Source organism: Afipia massiliensis, from assembly GCF_014203115.1.
Taxonomy (GTDB): Bacteria; Pseudomonadota; Alphaproteobacteria; order Rhizobiales; family Xanthobacteraceae; genus Afipia; species Afipia massiliensis.
The window spans coordinates 818,399-835,137 of the sequence record NZ_JACHIJ010000003.1 but is presented as its reverse complement, the minus strand read 5'-3'; the positions used below and the strand labels follow the sequence as shown (position 1 = coordinate 835,137).

The 16,739-nt window shown below is 56.8% G+C and carries 16 protein-coding genes and 1 tRNA gene; 6 read left to right on the top strand and 11 right to left on the bottom strand.

The genetic code is table 11. The features are described 5' to 3' along the window. Positions 1–18 precede the first annotated feature (18 nt). Entirely contained in the window at positions 19–645 is a 627-nt protein-coding gene (locus HNQ36_RS13640; RefSeq protein ID WP_184085874.1) for an acyl-homoserine-lactone synthase, read from the bottom strand. A 379-nt stretch (positions 646–1,024) separates the two neighbouring features. On the opposite strand from HNQ36_RS13640, the gene HNQ36_RS13635 reads away from it, so the two are divergent. Continuing rightward, the gene (locus HNQ36_RS13635; RefSeq protein ID WP_184085872.1) at positions 1,025–1,285 is read left to right on the top strand and encodes a hypothetical protein; all 261 of its coding nucleotides are present in this window, start codon (positions 1,025–1,027) and stop codon (positions 1,283–1,285) included. Between the two features lie 3 nt (positions 1,286–1,288). Here HNQ36_RS13635 and HNQ36_RS13630 read toward each other — a convergent pair whose 3' ends face one another. From HNQ36_RS13630 to HNQ36_RS13620, 3 genes are all read right to left on the bottom strand, one after another. After that, positions 1,289–1,870 (bottom strand): peptidoglycan recognition protein family protein, encoded by a 582-nt coding sequence (locus HNQ36_RS13630; RefSeq protein ID WP_184085870.1) that lies wholly within the window; start codon positions 1,868–1,870, stop codon positions 1,289–1,291. Next, positions 1,867–2,691 carry a hypothetical protein gene (locus HNQ36_RS13625; protein WP_184085868.1) on the bottom strand — a complete coding sequence of 275 codons (825 nt, stop codon included), beginning with the start codon at positions 2,689–2,691 and terminating at the stop codon, positions 1,867–1,869. The genes HNQ36_RS13630 and HNQ36_RS13625 overlap by 4 nt, the downstream gene beginning before the upstream one ends. Before the next feature lie 310 nt (positions 2,692–3,001). Beyond that, the gene (locus HNQ36_RS13620; RefSeq protein WP_184085866.1) at positions 3,002–4,105 is read right to left on the bottom strand and encodes a hypothetical protein; all 1,104 of its coding nucleotides are present in this window, start codon (positions 4,103–4,105) and stop codon (positions 3,002–3,004) included. Positions 4,106–4,596: 491 nt separating this feature from the next. Between HNQ36_RS13620 and HNQ36_RS13615 the strand changes: the two genes are divergently transcribed. The 3 genes from HNQ36_RS13615 to HNQ36_RS13605 all read left to right on the top strand — a co-directional run bounded on the left by HNQ36_RS13615 (position 4,597) and on the right by HNQ36_RS13605 (position 6,932). Beyond that, a complete protein-coding gene (locus tag HNQ36_RS13615) occupies positions 4,597–4,968 on the top strand; it encodes a TIR domain-containing protein (RefSeq protein ID WP_184085864.1) in 372 nt (123 codons plus the stop codon). Between the two features lie 225 nt (positions 4,969–5,193). After that, a complete protein-coding gene (locus HNQ36_RS13610) occupies positions 5,194–5,607 on the top strand; it encodes a hypothetical protein (protein ID WP_184085862.1) in 414 nt (137 codons plus the stop codon). A gap of 11 nt (positions 5,608–5,618) precedes the next feature. Beyond that, positions 5,619–6,932 (top strand): EF-hand domain-containing protein, encoded by a 1,314-nt coding sequence (locus tag HNQ36_RS13605; RefSeq protein WP_210312002.1) that lies wholly within the window; start codon positions 5,619–5,621, stop codon positions 6,930–6,932. A 38-nt stretch (positions 6,933–6,970) separates the two neighbouring features. Here HNQ36_RS13605 and HNQ36_RS13600 read toward each other — a convergent pair whose 3' ends face one another. The 6 genes from HNQ36_RS13600 to HNQ36_RS13575 are packed head-to-tail and all read right to left on the bottom strand — an operon-like array spanning position 6,971 to position 13,433. Further along, positions 6,971–7,960, bottom strand: a complete 990-nt coding sequence (locus HNQ36_RS13600) for a caspase family protein (RefSeq protein ID WP_184085858.1) — start codon at positions 7,958–7,960, stop codon at positions 6,971–6,973. Next, on the bottom strand, positions 7,961–8,350 hold the full coding sequence (locus HNQ36_RS13595; RefSeq protein ID WP_184085856.1) for a TIR domain-containing protein: 390 nt from the start codon (positions 8,348–8,350) through the stop codon (positions 7,961–7,963). After that, on the bottom strand, positions 8,343–8,837 hold the full coding sequence (locus HNQ36_RS13590) for a hypothetical protein (RefSeq protein WP_184085854.1): 495 nt from the start codon (positions 8,835–8,837) through the stop codon (positions 8,343–8,345). Before HNQ36_RS13590 ends, HNQ36_RS13595 begins: the two co-directional genes overlap by 8 nt. A gap of 57 nt (positions 8,838–8,894) precedes the next feature. Then, positions 8,895–11,150, bottom strand: a complete 2,256-nt coding sequence (locus HNQ36_RS13585) for a caspase family protein (protein WP_184085852.1) — start codon at positions 11,148–11,150, stop codon at positions 8,895–8,897. 12 nt (positions 11,151–11,162) lie between these two features. Then, entirely contained in the window at positions 11,163–12,101 is a 939-nt protein-coding gene (locus HNQ36_RS13580; RefSeq protein WP_184085850.1) for a trypsin-like serine peptidase, read from the bottom strand. Between the two features lie 9 nt (positions 12,102–12,110). Next, a complete protein-coding gene (locus HNQ36_RS13575) occupies positions 12,111–13,433 on the bottom strand; it encodes a metallophosphoesterase family protein (protein WP_184085848.1) in 1,323 nt (440 codons plus the stop codon). Between the two features lie 182 nt (positions 13,434–13,615). Here HNQ36_RS13575 and HNQ36_RS13570 point away from each other — a divergent pair, with 182 nt between their 5' ends. Next, positions 13,616–15,718, top strand: coding sequence for a DNA/RNA non-specific endonuclease (locus HNQ36_RS13570; RefSeq protein ID WP_184085846.1), 2,103 nt, complete (start codon positions 13,616–13,618; stop codon positions 15,716–15,718). A gap of 19 nt (positions 15,719–15,737) precedes the next feature. Next, on the top strand, positions 15,738–16,226 hold the full coding sequence (locus tag HNQ36_RS13565; RefSeq protein ID WP_184085844.1) for a toll/interleukin-1 receptor domain-containing protein: 489 nt from the start codon (positions 15,738–15,740) through the stop codon (positions 16,224–16,226). Positions 16,227–16,646: 420 nt separating this feature from the next. Here HNQ36_RS13565 and HNQ36_RS13560 read toward each other — a convergent pair. Further along, positions 16,647–16,723 (bottom strand) — tRNA-Met (locus tag HNQ36_RS13560). Between the last annotated feature and the right edge of the window lie 16 nt (positions 16,724–16,739).

Sequence of the window (16,739 nt, the reverse complement as noted above, 5' to 3'; positions counted from 1 at the left end):
ACGTTTCCCTCGGCGTACTCATGCCGCCCTAGTCGCATCGGCGACCTCTCCAACGTCGGCGAGAACCACAGGTCCGATTCCATACTTCCTACAATGGAACTTTGGCCGGATCGACGCTGTTGGCACGAAGAAGGCCCGTTCAAGCTCGCCTTCGACCTCCGCCGCCGGGCCTAGCCAGCGAATTCCCTCGCGCACGAAATGCGAGAGAAGATGCTCCTTTGTCACCCCGACCATCCCGCTTCCACCCGTGGCCATGAGTATCTCCTGTATGGCGCATAGAAGTTCGGGAAAGACGAGTTTTCGTTGAGCAGGCTCAAGCGATTTGTCGACGCAAACACGCGTAACCTCAAGGATTGCAGGAGATGCCGGCAGTTCGCCGTCAACAACGAGGTGCGGCCAGTAGGAGCGCAGCATGTAAGGGCGTGTGGTCGGCAACAGTCTGGCCAGTCCACGTACAACCCGGTCCTCGTCTCGCCAAACTAGATACGTAGCTGCTGGTGTATCGAACTCGTCGAATTCTAGTCCGCCAAACGTAGAGTGTTGTAGGCCCCTCCGCCGTACGAAGACTTCGTTTCGCAGGCGCGCTTGGGAGGCCAACGCGTCCTGAAAGCGGTGGGCGGTAGCAATCGAAAAGGCTTCGATCATCCATCGGCTCCATTCTCTGAGGCCGGGGATAAAATCATCTCGTGCTGTGGTGGTGTACTCGGGGAAACCCCGGCTTTGCCGCGACTTTGTCCGCGAATACACATGGCAGGCCAGCGGATCACGCAGTCAGCACGACCAGGATCGCTGAGAGACTGAATCAACGATGGATGTCGTCGCGCCGGTTGCGTCCGTTCGCCCAGCGACATGTTAGATCTAGCTTCTATTTGCGCGACGTAAGTTACTGGCGCGGCGTTGCTTGTTGGCAGCGTCCATCACTCAGTTGATCTCCGCGCTACGAGATCGCAGCTCAATAGATCGGCTGCTTCGCTCGCTTCAGTATGACGTTTTATTGGCGTTACGCGGTGGAAGTCGGGCAATCTTGCTGGTCAAGATCGAGAGCGATCAATCGGCTCGCGATGGGGATCTCTGCGACGACGCCGGGCTTGGTCGGGACGTCACGCTTCACGTCCTCAAGCACACCGCCGTCACTTGCGCGCATCAACCGGGATACTCGGGTATGGCCGCTGAGGAGATGCTCGGCACAACACGCGAAACATTGCATCGCAATTACGAGCATTGGGGCGAGGGGAACCGTCATCGCTTCGCGAAGTTGCGGCTCAAGAAGGGTAGCAGGTCCTAAGTCCTAGGCAACGGAATGGTGGTGATCATCGTCATGATAGGAAATGAGCGGAGCATCGATCGGCTTTAAATTCTTGAAGTTGCGCTGGACTTTAGCAAGGAAGTCACTCCAGCCGTTGGATGTCGCACGCAGCACGCGCGGGCAATTCTTCTTCGACCAATCGTGATGTTGAAAGATCGCACTCGGGACGTGGATTCCCAGCCGATAAGCAAGCCACGCGGTCAGGAGTGCGGCCCGATCGTAGCACGCGACGACATTTAGATCGGAGTTCATGCAGATTTCGATGCCAACGCTCGATGCATTCCCTTGCAACGTCGCAGTGTGCCAAGCCACCTCATTCGTGGGCAGGCTCTGATAAACGAACTTATCGTCCACCGTGAAGTGCCAAGACACCTGCCGTTTCTGCGCGTCCGGCCCCTTCATATATCGGGCGTGCGCGGCGGCATTGGCGCCCGCACTTCCATTGTCCGTATTGTGGATGGTGATTGATGAAGCCGTGAGCTTGTCTCCGGGACGATTGCTGTTTCCGACGGGAACGTAATCCTGAACAAGGTGCAATTTGAGCTGCGCGGTGTCGAGATTCATACTCTCTCCGTGTCGGTTGGGCGAAATGTGCGCGATGGGGTGTCGGAAAATATCCGCCAGATCTCATTCGGAGCCGTGTCCCAGCACCAGAAACTGCGCGAAGAAAAACCGGCGGTATTGACGAGTTCAAAGAAACGCGAGGTCGCCGCCAGGCATGTGCCGATGTCCGGGAAGCGCACGTCATCAGTCATGGTGATGTTCCCGGTAGGCTTGTAGCGGGAGGTAAAGTCCCCGGCCGGCATAAGGGCTTTGTAGTCGCGCATCGATTTTCCGAGCCGCGTCTCCGGCTTTGCGGAAGTATAATAGACTTGCGAACATACATCCTCGATGAAGTCCAAAAACGGTGCGAAAGGCATATCCTCATGCAACGACGGCTGGTCGTGGCTCGAGAAGGCTACGCCGCGGTCCGTATCAGCAAGTCCCTTGGTGAGAGGCTTTAGATAGGCAACGGCGTCCTGCTCCGTCCCCCGGAATCTTGGATTCTCCGGTGTGCGTTCCGCATCGACGACGACACCGTCAAGCTTTGCATCGTCGCACCATGTAAGAACCTTTGCAGCCTCATCGGCCGCCGCAATCTTGTCGGCACAGAAGGGGACGTGCCATCCCCAAAGATCCACACCCACAACCGCAAGCTCCGTCCTGATAGCAGGAAGCTTCGCCAAGCTTAGATTTGCATCGCGCTTTCCCCCTCGCCCGACACGTATCCAAATTGCCTTGAGGCGCGCATCACGACACCTGCCGGCGAGGACGGCGGGATCCGAGCGGCCAAGCACTTTGCCGAGATCTGTGATGAATGCATTTCTTCCATCGGTCCGCTTCATGGGCTTTCGCACCTCATCAAGAGACCCGCGAACTCTACTGTTCACCGGTCGATCCGCAGGCCTCTTAGTTCCGGCCTGATCGCGTTGGTGCCAGAACCGCCAGTACCTGTCCCCGAACCAATGCCGCCGGTACCCGTCCCCGAACCACTGCCTGAACCGGGGCCTCCCTTGACAGGTGCCGGTTTAGTCAGCATCCGGCAGACGTCATCGTCCTTCGAGCAGTTTGATTCCGCCGGAACGGTCGTCGGGGCGTTTTGAGCGACGGCAGCTTGAACGAACAAAGTCAGCAGCAACAGCGACGTCATCCTGGTCATTGCGCGCCTCCGGGCTGCCATCGGACAGAGCGATAGCCGAAAGCCACCGGTCTCTGTAGAGTTTCAACGGTCGAGATGATCGAGGAATTGCCGAACTGCAGCGAAGTCACGACACCTGGCGAACCGGGTACGATCGCCGCCGGCTGCTTCGCAAGAAGGTCTGGCGGTGCATCCCCCGGCTTGGCGTTTTCGGCCTTAGGACTATTTGCGGGAATAATCGCATCGCCCTCGGTAGCTGAACCAGTCGCATTCGCGCTTCCCGCACGCCGTATCGTCGTGCGGATCGATCGCGCGAGAAAGACTCGCGTCACGAGCGCTATCTCCACTGAGAATCGCGGCTTGGATCTTCCAGAAGCCGGGTCTTTCACTTCATCGTAGATCTTGTTGCCCACGATGATGGACATCTGACGTCGGGCGCCCGCATCCGTGCACACCACGCCGTACACTGCATCCGTACAGAATTTTTCCAAGGCAGCTTCTGAAACGAGCGTCGACAAACCATAGGTTTCAGCCGCCGCGATCTTGACCTCCGTGGACAATGCCGATGCGGCAGAACCGCCCAGCGCGGTTTTGAATCCCTGGGCCCAGGAGCCGCTCAAATCCGCAGAGCGCGTGCTGGCGATGGTGAATCCCGGAAACAGGACCAGCGGCAAATCCGTGCGAGGCGATTTCGATTTGAACACCGATCCTTCAGCCGCGGCGAACTTCCATGGCTTGCCTTCACTCGGTGGATCGGCTGTTTCCGGAAACCGGTAAATCTCGGAATAAGCTCGCTCGAGCTTCTCCGTCATGTCGATGTGCCATAGCTTCATTGCCCTTCCGGCAAGCGGTTCCTTCTCAACATTGCCCAACGCGTCTTCGGTCAGAATGACGAACACATCGCCCACCGAGATGTCTTCCTGAGGAGGATAGACCGGCTCGATGCCGAGACGACTAATAGCCTCATTCCATTGTTGGGCGACGGACTTTTCCTCCGGCGCGGGACTGACCCAACGAAATGCAAAGTATCCAATGATCAAGACGAGAGCCGCGGCACCGACAACTGCGGCGCCTCGCGAAATGCGACCTGACTTTCCCGTCTCGTGTCCAACGCCGCTCATCTGCCCCCCGATAGAGCGCAACCCTTCTCCTATAAAGTGCCGCCTATCGGACGACTTTGGACACTCGGGGGTCCACTAGGTTTGGCGCTTGGCTGCGGTGCAGTGACCGGGATCCACTTTAAAGTTGTCGGGAAAGGTTTTGGACGCCTACCCGAAGTGGCATTTAGATACCTCTTTTGCCGAGCTTTTGGTCGGAGGTTGGTATCGAGATCAGACGCGATCGGACGAAATCGGGCCAGTTCAAGACGCATCAAACAACACGAAAAGCCAGGGTCTGTCGGGCCAATGAGTGTTTGACAGACCTCCGTTCAACGGGTCCGGCGGAAATGAGCTAACTGGCTTCTTCCTATGACCAAGCGCTCCGAGCCACCAGTTTTATCCTTCATTGAACCCATGCATCCTCGTGAAGCCCCTAGGATACTTACCGTCCCGACCCTCCTACGAAAATGATCAATCATCGAACCTGGCAGCTTTCTGCATTGGAGACGAATGTGGCTAACAAAAAAGTGGTGTTCATCGCTTTTGCAATTGAGGACGAGAAACAGCGCGACCTTTTAAAGGGTCAATCCTTGCACCCCCGCGCTCCATACGAATTCATCGACATGTCGGTAAAGCATCCGTACGACAGCGACTGGAAGGATCGGGTCCGAACTCGAATCAAACGCTCTGATGGTGTCATCGTTCTCGTCAGTAACGATTCGCTCAAATCGAGCGGTCAAAAATGGGAGATCACCTGCGCAAAGGAAGAAAAAAAGAAGATTCGAGGCATTTGGGCATACTCGACCGATCGAACCAAGCTTGAAGAAGTTTCGACATTCGTTTGGAGCGACGACAACATCAATGACTTCATAGATTCGCTTTAGGCGCAGGAGATATTGCGGGTCCGCGCCGGCGCACGTCGTTCGTGCCCACCCCAGCCACCACTCTGATGATATGGACAAACTCTTCAAGGACAGCGCTCGGGGCGGCGGGTTCAGATCATCGACTGACCGTCCGATGCAAGAAGCCCGGGCTTTCCCTAGTTAACATTCAGCTCCGTTGACTCTTTGCTGAGGGCGAAGCCGCGCCAAGCGGATCAGGGGGCGTCCATGAAGAAGCCGAAGAAGAAGACCGTGAAGGTCGGTGCAATGGCGGCCGACGTTGACTTTCAAGCCACCGCCGCCGGGTCCATCACCGAAGATGAAATCTATCACCGTCTGGAATGGTTTTTCGATCCAAGACACGACCCCGCGAAAGGTCATTCGATCGACCCCAACACTCCAATCGAGAAGTTCTTCCAGAACATGGACCCCAGCACCGGTCGAACTGTTCTTTGGGTCAACATCAACAAAGCAAGCCCGACGTATTTTCCCGCATGGAGAAGTGCGCTTTTCCATGGAGTGCAGTTTCCCTGGACTTCCCAGAAGCCCATCGCGATCGGAATCCGTGACATTCAGAATTTCGGCAAGCTGATCGATTCCGCAGTGCTGAGCTATCAGCACGTGGGCTGGCAAGTCAGTTAGAAAGCACAGATATGTCTCAACTGTCCGGAACAGCGGCTCTCATGTTTGCCTTCTCGTTTGCGACCGCGGCTCATGCCGCCGAGACGCTTTCTGCGAAAGCCTACGATCGCGACGGCGACGGCGTCTTGAACGCGGCGGAAACGCTCATCTGGCGACTTCACGCGCAGGATGCGGTTCTTGCAAGGTATGATACGAACTTCAACGGCAAGATAGACGCAGCTGAAGCTGAGGCAATGCGTACTGAGAGCACCGCTTCCTTCGGTGACCGGTCCAGATCGGTAAAGACAGACGTACTGTTCTTCAGCAATCGCAAAGTCGCCGAAATCGACAAGGTTGCCGCAACACGCCCACCTCCTCCTCCACCAGAAATCGAATCGAAACCCTCTCCGAAAGATTGCGACCTGCAGCAACGTCTCTTTATCCGCAGGGATCGACTCGACACATACCAGTTCCGCGACGGGTCTTTCATGACTGGCACGGTGCCGCGCGACAAGGCGAAGGGTGCCTCCGTCAGTTTTACCCATGACGACATCGCACGTAGCGACTCGGCCACCATCAATGGGCGCGTGTCTTACGTTCTCGTCCAGAACGATCCGATGAATCCATGTTTCGCCGGGCTCCCGAAGGATCCCTACGCCGTCCCGGATTTCAGGACACCTTCGCTATTCGGTTCGACCGTAGCAGTCTGGGTGGACGGGCAAGGCACCATCAGCTCTCCACAAGCCAAATCCGAGCGAAGCGCCCTTAAGAGCGGATTGGATGCACAGGTCGGCGTGATCGGAGGTCCCCTCTTCGACTATCAATTCCTTATTGCCAGCCCCTACGCGCAAACCGATTTCCGCGGCGAAGCCAGGGCATACGGCTTCACCGCGGCCTGGGAGCCCATAGCCTCCGACGCCCGATTGGGCGGCTCTTTGAAAGCACCACCTTCACCATATCTAAATTGGTTCTGGCAGGTACGTGCGGAAGTCGACCTGAAACACGTTGATCAAGTTGGATCCACAGCGCTATCCCGTGGAGACTACATATGGGGAGGCGGGACAGCGCGCCTTCATCTGATCCCATTCCCAGACCTGAGCGTCTACGACGCATTCGGCGTTGCACCGTTTCCAAGTCTCGTGAACCGATTTTATGCTGATCTAACCTTGCAGTACCATCGCGAATTCGATCGGGGGATTGATGCCCTTCAGTGGGCGGCGGAAGTCGGTTTCAACATCACCGCGGACGGTGGATCGTCCATCTCGGTCCGCTACACCGATGGAACGGATAAGGACACTCTCGTGAAGGCGAGGCAATACCTCATCGCGCTGAACTACAAACTCTGAACGAAAAGCGGGTCGTGCGCAGGGAACGGCTAGGCAAATCAGAATATCCGGTTCATTAGGGCAAGCTTTCGATAATGAGCGCCGAGCGCCGTGAGCTTGCATGCCTTAGATTCGATGGCTGCGTGATACATGTGCACTGTGCCAATCGGCACCACTAATCCGTGCCTGTTGCACTGCTGCAGTTCCGCTAGAACCTGCTGGTTCGCCTCATTTGCTGGGAAATTCGATTTCATCTCTTCGGTGAAGTTAGCTCGATCCGGCTCGTAGGAGGGATCCAGCGGAAAAGTATATGCAGCGTCCGGGAAATACAGCGGAAGTCGCCTCAACACATCTTTCGGGACTTTCGGAGCCACCTCACGCAGGGTCACGAATGTCTGTACGTTCGCCTTGTAGATCGGGCGCTGTTCCCACGGTCCGAGTGTCTGATCGACGTGAGAATACACCGACGCAGGAGTAATCCTTCCGCAGATGTCGGCCGAGCTACCGCTTAACCCGTCAAGCAGCATCTCCGTGAAGAGACCGTGCCCCTTTGACTCTCCTGCTGTTTGCTCGCGGTGACAGGCGGTGAGTATCGTTACCCCCTCGCCGATTGCCGCGTCATTACCGAGGCCCGGCTGCTCGCCCGCGTATCCCGAGTGGCAACTATCCAAAATAATGACACTGGACTTGATGCGCGGCGCAGCTTTGTTTGCGATATTCATTATCTCGGCGAGCGATGAGCCCCAAGCTCCCTTCGCTCCGTCCTGACTCACGAGATAGCCCGCATTGGTCGCGGGATTTATGATTCCGTGCCCTGCAAAAAATAGAAGTGCAACGTCCGCATCACCCTTGAAAAGTTCTACGATCTTTTCTTCGAGGAAAGCTGACGTAATTCTTTCCTTCTCGCTTGTGTGCAGACGTACGGAGAAATTCGGTGAGCCGTCGCCGTTTTTCTCAAGAATGCTCGCGATCGCCTCTGCGTCATTGACGCATCCTTGCAGCGGCTTCACCGGATAGTGGTCGATTCCAATCACAAGAGCCTTTTTCATTTAGCGACCGCCTCCGATCAGAACCTTGAGGTTGTCCCAAGTCCAATTGTAAAGTTTGTCGGTCGACTTCGCCGCTTTCGGCTTCTTGTTGGTCTTGTTTGCATACCCAGCAAGCAGGAAATAGCTGACTTTTTCCTCCTGGGCGATCTCGATCTCCGCACTCACCCCTGTCGCCTTGTCGGTATGCTCGCCGCAGACCACTGCAACGACATCGACCGCCTTGATGCGTTTGCGCGCCTTTTCCTTCCAGTTGCCGGTCAGCGCTTCCTTAATGGACCAATCTGCCAAATCGAATGGGCTGTCTTTATGCTTCGATTGTCCGATCAGAAAATCCTTCAAGGTCTCGTCGTTGTCGTAGTCGAAACTTACAAAAACCTTCGTTTTAGCCATGACCATCTTCCGTCATAATGACTACGCGCTTTGTAATCGGGTTGAAATGAACGACTTGCCTCGATGCGCGAACGGCAAACGTGACGACATTCGCTGTTCCGCCCAGGCCTTTTGACTCTTCCCCGTCCCAGACGGCGAATAGTAGATCACTGTTGTCCACGATGAATTTTCCTGCCGCGAAGAAACCAGCCCTTTCGTCCCCGACCCAATTGAGTACTTTGACCTCACACTGACTCACGAGGTCTTCATACTCTTTGCGGGCTTCAGGCGCGAAGAACCTCTCGTACCCGTCCATCGGAATAACCGCCATCACCGGAATCCCGATCGATAGAGCTGCGCGGGCAAAAACCTGATCGCTTCCTGCCGCAAGCGATGACAGAGCCTTGGTGACGCCTCGGCGGCTACGCAGCTCGGCGCGCAGCGCATTCCCGACCCAATCCCAATCGATCCCCCGCCGATCCTGATGACCCGTGATTCCTACTTGCATGCATTCGAACCTATCGCATCCGGCAACAAGACGCGAAACGACCTTTGCCGGCCCCCATCACTCCGGCGCTCCGCGCCAAGCCGTCCAAGGGCTCGTGTAGTCGAGGCTGCCGGCTGGCAACGGCAGCTTGTCCTCGACGCCTTCGATTGCCTGAAGACCGTCCAAAAACAGCGGGACGGCCCGATAAGGCACCCGACGCATATGGGCAAGCCTCGTCAGCGCAGCAATGTCGGGAAGATCCGGAAAATAGGTCGACAGGTTGCCTACGACCTCCGGCAGCATTTCGGTTCTGCCGCGGCGAATAAGCTCGTAAGCAACAAGAGCGGAGGCTATCGGATCAATCCACTTAGTATAGAGGATGTCGTCAAGGACGCGATCTGGAACGCTCTTCCAAACGTCGCGGCGTTTGCGGAAAGCGCGCATCGATTCCGCCAGCAACTTCACGTCAGCCAGTTGATTGCGCCCCGCGATCCGTTGGGCAACAAAAGGATGCAGATGGCCCAAGAGATGGCCCAATGGAAGCAGGTACTGCGACACTTGCATGGCGCCGTCCTCATCCAACGTGAGAGTGACTAACGTGGCCCGGTTTGGCGAACTCAGAGACGCAATCGTATAGGGACGCGATTGCCCAATACGGAAGGAAATCAACTGGGGTCCAGCTCCCAGCGGGAGGCACAACTGGCGAACGCCCGTGAGATCTCCAGGTTGTGTAGCTGCATGCCAGCGTGGCGGTCCATTCACCTGACACGTGCCGATATCAAGGCTTGTCCTTGGGTCGTCGAATCCGGCCAACACATACAAAAGCGATGAGCCGGCCGCCGCCGTTGAAAAGTCATGAAGCGGAAAGGTTGCAATCTTAGCGAAATCGGCTCGAGGACTTCCCGCAAGGATCCTCCCGCCTCCTAGCAACGCGAGCCAGATGCCGAGATCAGGATCCGAAACCGGACCGCCAAGAGATTCAGAGAAATCTACCATCCCCTTGGAAGTGGGAAGTCGGGCCGCTATCGCGACATGAGGCGCACTATTCGACCAGTCCGTCACATCGACGACTTGTCCAGCCTTCACCTCGACCAGGTCCGTCTTGACGACGCGATCATCCTTGTCGCGGACGGTGGCCGCGTACCGACCCTTAGGTATCGCCCCCTTCGAGTCCTCTCGGAACAGCTTTCGCTTTCCTGTCGCGAATTCCTGAAGCTCAATCGATATGTCGCCAGGAACAACAATGTCGGACAGTGTTCGTGAAGCGGGGGGAAAGACGGGCGACGGCGAAGCAGTTTCGATCTCAAAAGTCAGCACCTCGTCGTCGAACAGCGTCACGTCGCGAGTATTATCGCGCAGGCGTCCTCCAGCGACGTCGACGGTCACGCTGTACTGATCTGGCTTCATGCGAAGCTGGGTTATCTGGCCGGAAAGCGCGGTGCGCCGCCGACCGGTTCGACGGCCAGAGGTTTCCACAAAACCAGACACCGGCCCGGTAAAACCGTTGATATGCACCTCGCACGTCGACGAAGGTGCCGGCTTCAAACGCGCGATAATGCCGTCGGCCTCTCCGTGTTCACCTTCAACTTTGTTGTAGATGCGCTGGTTCTTCATTCGCTCTCTGACATACATCCGCAGAGTATCGTAACGCACCAGCATTGCGTCCGGATCGGTCTCGTCCCATGTCTTGGCCGTGCTGTGACCCTTCAGCCCGGCCAGCAATTCATCCGAAAACTTACCGTCCGCCGCTGCAGTTGCTGCCGGCGCTGTAGACTGCATCAGAAAGGTCGTTGCCTCCCCGGTCGTTTGCGGATTGTTCGGCAAACCGAGCGCTGCCGCCGCGATGTCCTTTCCGGCGAGTTCATTTCTACAGGCGTCCACGAAATAATACTGCAAACCTGGCCCAAGCGACTGCCTGAGCCAGTACACTGCCTTATCCAAATTCAGGCAGGCACTGACACCGGATAATTCCATCGACTTATAATTCGACGCGATGAGCATGTCCGCACGGGCTGTCGCGGTCACGTATGAGAAACCGTGCCCGCTGAAGAAAAAGAAGAATTCTTCGGTTGCATCCTGTCCGGCCGCTTTCAGATCTAGAAGCGCCTGATTGATGTCATCTAGGCTTGCCGGCCTACCGCCAGGCACGGAGGGTTCAGAGCAGAATATGATCTGCCTGTCTGCTTCAACAATATTCTCCGAGTCCCACTTCAACGTAAGCCAGTCGCGGAAGGCTTTGGCTGCATCCAGCGTGCCGGGCAGGCTCTTATCAATGCTGTTATCATTGACGGATGGATAACTCTCAATGCCGATGATGAGAGCGCGACGTCCCACGGTCATTTCCCTTCAAAGCAACTTGCGGATTTCAGCCGACCCAACGGCTTCATTGCGGTACATGAAATATCCAGATCTGTGTATCCCCGACACCTTGCCACTGGTGACGGCGAATACCGGCGAGCCTGAATTGCCTTGAGTCGTTGAGCAGTCATGGAAAATATCAGGATCATCCGTGCCGTCGAGAACCTCACCCAGGGCGGCACTCTTCACGCCAAACTTGCCGTCGAAAACCGACGACAGGAATAGCGGGTTATTGTTCTCATCTTTGCCTGGGAAGCCTACAGTCACCACGGTCTCCCCGATCGCTGGAATCGAGTCCGCAAATTCCAGCGGCCGACGCTGTGCCGTCACGGCCCGCAGAATCGCGATATCCTTCTTCGGATGAACGCTCACGACTTCGACGATACCGGCGATATCTGCACTCGAATTCCCACCGCCCTCCTCCTGCTTGAAAACGATCCGCGCAGCACCTGCCGTTATCGCTTCAGCACCATTGCTCAGCACCCCAAGAACGTGACGGTTGGTTGCAATCAGCCCGTCGCCCACGACGAAGCCCGTGCCGACGGGTCGGTTCTGATTCCCCTCTATCCGGCCGATAGAACCGATGTATGGGTGAACCTTTCCTCGGAACGCACTCCAGGCATCCTTCAGCGCGGCTGGCTGAAGATCCTTGTTCGAAGTCTCCGGCAAATCATCAAGCACGCCGGCGCGTGACCGCATCACAGGCCGCATCATCCGGATCACTACCTCCAGCGCTGCGAGTTGGGAGGGCGAAGGAATTCTTCCGTCCTGCAGGGATTCAAGGGCCTTCTGTGCCTCGTCTTCGCTGTTCGGTACTCGCCTCGAGCCCACAATCGCGCGCACTTTCCGTACGGCCTCCGCGGCCGTGTTCGTTCCAAGCGCCCGCCGCGCGCGGCCGAGAAGGGCATCAACCTTGTCGTCCGACATGATCACCTCCTACGCCAGACGCTTCGAATAGATCACCTTGCCGGTTGCACTGCGGATTTCTTCCTCCAGATGCACCCCGTCGAAATTCAGCACACCGTATCCATGAGGGAGAAACTTTTCCTCCTCACCCACGATGAATTCGTTGGGTCCCTCAAGCACAACGGCACGCGCAAGTTTATTGCCTTCCACAGTCGTCGCTGGACAGACGCGCCAATCCGCGCGCTCGTACACGCTGCCCGCAGCACGCTTCAACCCAATCGTGGGAGTCCGACTCTGCGGCATGCCGCTATGTCCGATGCAGCGTCCCAAGATCCCGAAATTGGCGTCCGGGGACTCAAACACCGTGCATCGGTGTTCATGACCCCAATACCAAGCGAATATGCGCTTGCTTCTCAATAGGGCGCCAAACCCCGGATGTGACCACAGCTTAGTGCCCTGTTCGGATTCAATGCTGGAATAGAGCTGGTGGTGAGAGAAAAGAACGATCCTGCGGTCGCCTGCATTTCGCACCACGTCGAGCAACCATTGCACCTGTTCGTCATCGATTGCATGATCGATGTAGGCAACATCGAGGCCTACCAAGGTCCAATGGGCATTCTGATAGGCAAAGTAGCTGCCGTCCTGACCGAACGCTGGCAATGTCCGATCAAAATACGCGTCGCCGCCGGAATACATCTCGTGATTTGAGTTGAGAGCGCGGTTCGTTGACCCGGATCTATGCGGCCAGACCTCGAGAAACCGCCGCGCTATCTCCTTTTCAGTGCCGGAGTAATAGACATCGCCGAGATGCAATATGATCTCAAACGGATCTGGGTCTGACTTCACCGCAGCCGCGATCTTCGGCGCTCCGTAAAGGCCGGTGCCCCAGTCCCCCAACACCGCAATGCGGGCGCGATCAGGGAAAGCTGAGGCCTTTGCATTCCTCGGTCGGACCATCGCATGAGGCGTGAGGTGTTTCAGCTTTTCCCATGCAACAGACGCCCATCCAAACCAGTCGTTGGTATCAAACAGCGCCTCTAAACCGCCAGTCGGGAGCGCGGCATAGGTGAGCTTAGCGGCTTCTCCGGATGCAATAAGACTCTGCAGGCGTGCCGCCCTCGCATCATGAGGCGTGGTCAGCACCTTCGCCCCAGCCGATTTCTCCGCCAGACGTATCTGCTCCAGCACGTTGCCGACACCCGCCATGATCGCAGCCCGTTGCACCGGTGCGATGGTATTGTCCCTTTTCGAAGCCTCGTCCAAGCTCCCAATGGCTTCTTCTGTGCCCAATGCCTTGGCGACCTGATCAAAGGTGACCACTACGGGATCTGAAGGATGCACTTCCTCTGACATCGACACCTCGGTTCGATTGCACCCTAGGGTGCATGGACACTGCGCGGGGACCCAAGTAACGCAATACCCTAGTCCACCGGGCGACCACAGTCCTGATGACCCGGGGATTCCCCCAGCTTGTTTCGTCGCGCCGACGTCTTCTCATGATGAGATGCTGTCTGCTCTAGACGGATGGGAAAACGATGAACGCAGACAAGTCCAGGTTCGAGGCAACGGTGGCGGCAAGCCGCGCCGACCGTGCAAGGGTTCGAAAACTGGTGGACGACAAACGGTGGCGGGAGGCAGAGCCAGACCGTGCCCGTATGGCGCTGTATACCGCAAAGAGACAAAGGCGGACGCTTCCGTCGGGCGGGGCTGAGGCGATCGTCGGCACCGACGATTTACAGGCATCGTGGTTTTTGCCGGCCGGATCGGCCGTGCGGCGCGCTGTCGGGTATGTAGAATCCAACAACGCTGGAATTTGGTCGGTGGGAAGCGGATTTCTGATCAGTCCCGACCTCTTCCTGACGAACCAGCACGTCATCGCCGACGCCTTGGCAGCGGCTGCCACGCAGGTGACGTTCGACCGCGAGGCCGGAGAAGACGGCACTATGCGGCCCACGACCACCTTCAAACTCGACCCCGCGAAGTTCGCGATTTTTTCGCGACAAGAGGAGTTCGATTTCGCGCTGATCGCACTCGGCAGTAAAACGAGTGGCCCGGCCGACGTGGCTGATCTCGGGTACTGCGCACTGTCCGATTCCGATGACAAGCATGTGCTGGGCATGAACGTAAACATCATCCAGCATCCGAATGGCCTTCCGAAGATGATCGCAGTCCGAAACAACGTGCTGCAACACCGCACGCATCGGACGCTACTGTACGAGACAGACACCGAGCACGGATCGTCGGGATCGCCGGTCTTCAACGACGCATGGGAACTGATAGCGCTTCACCATTTCGGCGAACCGTTCCTCGAGCGGACCGACGAGCAAGGCCGCCCAATCCCGATCAACGTCAACGAAGGCGTTCGTATCAGTGCCGTTTTTAGAGACCTGAGTAATCGACTGCAATTACTGCCGGACGAGCAACGTGCGCTGCTGAACGCGGCCTTGAAGCTCGCCAACAAGAACAATTCGCATTCGGGCGGAAAACGGCTTTCGCCGCCCCGGCCATCCACCGATAGCCAGGAAAGCCTCGTGCTCCGCCAGGATGCAGCGCCCATGACCGACAAATTGCCGACCAACGAAATGAAAATCGCGATTCCGATTGAAGTGACGATAAGAGTGCCGGGTGCGTCCACCGCGCACATCGGGGCACCATCCCCAAGTCTACCGAAAGAACTAACGCGCGGCGCGGAAAAGATCGCGATTGATCGCGACTATTCGAATCGTGATGGATACAATCCGAACTTCGTGAAAGGGGTGGTCTTTCCGTTGCCGGAACCCACCGGAAAGCTCGCAAAACAGGTGGCTCCGCTGCGGGCTGACGAAGAAGACGCCGCCAAGGGCGAGCTGAGATATCAGCACTTCAGCGTTAAACTCAACAAGTCGAAGAAAATGGCCTTGTTCACTGCCACTAATATTGACGGCAAAAGATATCTGGATATCGACAGGACCACAGGTCTCGTCAAGGACGGTGCAGAAGGCGAGACGTGGTACAGCGACCCCCGCGTCAGCGATGCGTTCTATCTTGGCCAACCTTTTTACACAGCTTGGTCGAACCTTTTCGACCGCGGTCACCTCACCCGCCGCATGGATCCGAACTGGGGCACCGCCGAGCAGGCGCAGCGCGCGAACGCTGACACCTATCACCTGACAAATTGCTCGCCGCAGCACTTCCGCTTCAACCAAGGCACCAAGTTTTGGCAGGGTGCCGAAAAGTACGTCCTCGAAAACGGGGCGATCGCAGAGGACACCGAGAACAAGATCAGCGTATTTCAAGGTCCGATCTTCGACGACAAGATCGACCTGTGGTCCGACGACGTGCAGATCCCATCGTCATTCTTCAAAGTGATCGCATGGAAAGGCAAATCGGGCATTAAATCCGTTGGTCTCGTCGTAGATCAACTCGCAATGCTTTCTGAGCAGCGCGGCAGCGGAATTAAGCCTGGTCCAGCGGCTTCCGTGAACGTATCGCAATGGCGAGTCGCGATCACCGACATCGAGAGTCGTACAGGCTTGGATTTCGGAAGTGATATTCGCGATGCCGATACCATTGAAAACAAAGACCAACCCGTCGTCGGCGAAGCAAGGAAGGCGGTCCCGGTAATGTCGTCGTCCGATCTCCTTCCCCGATTACCATGACCTAACTGCGGAATTTCCTATGTACGGAATCAAAGTATTTCTCTCGCATAAGAACGAGGACTCGGAGGTCGCAGGCGCCATCGCGTACAGGCTAAAGACGATCCATCAGATCGATGTTTACCTCGACGTAATCGATCGCAATCTGGAGCGTAGCGGTCCGGACCTCGCAGAGTACATCCGCGCCGAGATGGAGAAGTGCACACAATTGTTGGCGGTCATCTCGACAAAGACACGGGAGTCCCAGTGGGTTCCTTGGGAAATTGGCGTCGCTACGGAGAAGGAACGGCCCTTGGCATCGTTCGTCAACCCACCTGCGTCGGTACCGGAATTCTTACAGAAGTGGCCCTACCTGCAGTCGCTTTCCGACGTCGACAAGTATGCCGCCGTCTCGAAAACCACGCGTGTGTTCCTGCAAGATTCGCTGCGTAAGTCGACGGCGCCAATAGCTACCAGATCGGCCTTCCGCGATTTTCATCGATCACTCAAAAGCCAGCTAAGCCAGCGATAACGAAGCCGCGCTAGGCCCAAGATCTCCGCTATTGGCTTGGCTCTCTCGCAGCCGGTAAGCTGGGCGTTCGGCGACAGGCATGTCTATGCGTCCCGCACACGATGCATTCCCGAGCGCATGCTTGGCTCTTCGAGCGCACAAGCTGGATCCTCGCTGCGACAGCAGCCGCACTTGCCCAAAGCCAAGTCCCGCGATCGATATTGGGGCGCGTATGCGTGGATGTGGCGCTGAACGAATCCTTGGGCGGTGGCTGCATTGGTTTCTCGATCGGCCGCAGTGAGTTTTCAGCTGACGTGCGGCCCCCTCGTAACCCATTGAAATATCGAACGTTGGGCAGACTGCACCAAGGAAAGCCGTGGTACGTAGCGTGGTACGAAAATGATGCTGGGGAGCAAAGGCTAGAGAAAGGCCTGTTTTTATTGGTAGCGAGAGAGGGACTCGAACCCCCGACCCCAGGATTATGATTCCCGTGCTCTAACCAGCTGAGCTACCTCGCCACAGTCCGAACCGCCT

Bases quoted from the DNA above. Each gene is read 5' to 3' on its own strand.
- HNQ36_RS13640 (WP_184085874.1), bottom strand. From the start codon at position 645: ATGATCGAAGCCTTTTCGATTGCTACCGCCCACCGCTTTCAGGACGCG.
- HNQ36_RS13630 (WP_184085870.1), bottom strand. From the start codon at position 1,870: ATGAATCTCGACACCGCGCAGCTCAAATTGCACCTTGTTCAGGATTAC.
- HNQ36_RS13625 (WP_184085868.1), bottom strand. From the start codon at position 2,691: ATGAAGCGGACCGATGGAAGAAATGCATTCATCACAGATCTCGGCAAA.
- HNQ36_RS13620 (WP_184085866.1), bottom strand. From the start codon at position 4,105: ATGAGCGGCGTTGGACACGAGACGGGAAAGTCAGGTCGCATTTCGCGA.
- HNQ36_RS13610 (WP_184085862.1), top strand. From the start codon at position 5,194: ATGAAGAAGCCGAAGAAGAAGACCGTGAAGGTCGGTGCAATGGCGGCC.
- HNQ36_RS13605 (WP_210312002.1), top strand. From the start codon at position 5,619: ATGTCTCAACTGTCCGGAACAGCGGCTCTCATGTTTGCCTTCTCGTTT.
- HNQ36_RS13600 (WP_184085858.1), bottom strand. From the start codon at position 7,960: ATGAAAAAGGCTCTTGTGATTGGAATCGACCACTATCCGGTGAAGCCG.
- HNQ36_RS13595 (WP_184085856.1), bottom strand. From the start codon at position 8,350: ATGGCTAAAACGAAGGTTTTTGTAAGTTTCGACTACGACAACGACGAG.
- HNQ36_RS13590 (WP_184085854.1), bottom strand. From the start codon at position 8,837: ATGCAAGTAGGAATCACGGGTCATCAGGATCGGCGGGGGATCGATTGG.
- HNQ36_RS13580 (WP_184085850.1), bottom strand. From the start codon at position 12,101: ATGTCGGACGACAAGGTTGATGCCCTTCTCGGCCGCGCGCGGCGGGCG.
- HNQ36_RS13575 (WP_184085848.1), bottom strand. From the start codon at position 13,433: ATGTCAGAGGAAGTGCATCCTTCAGATCCCGTAGTGGTCACCTTTGAT.
- HNQ36_RS13570 (WP_184085846.1), top strand. From the start codon at position 13,616: ATGAACGCAGACAAGTCCAGGTTCGAGGCAACGGTGGCGGCAAGCCGC.
- HNQ36_RS13565 (WP_184085844.1), top strand. From the start codon at position 15,738: ATGTACGGAATCAAAGTATTTCTCTCGCATAAGAACGAGGACTCGGAG.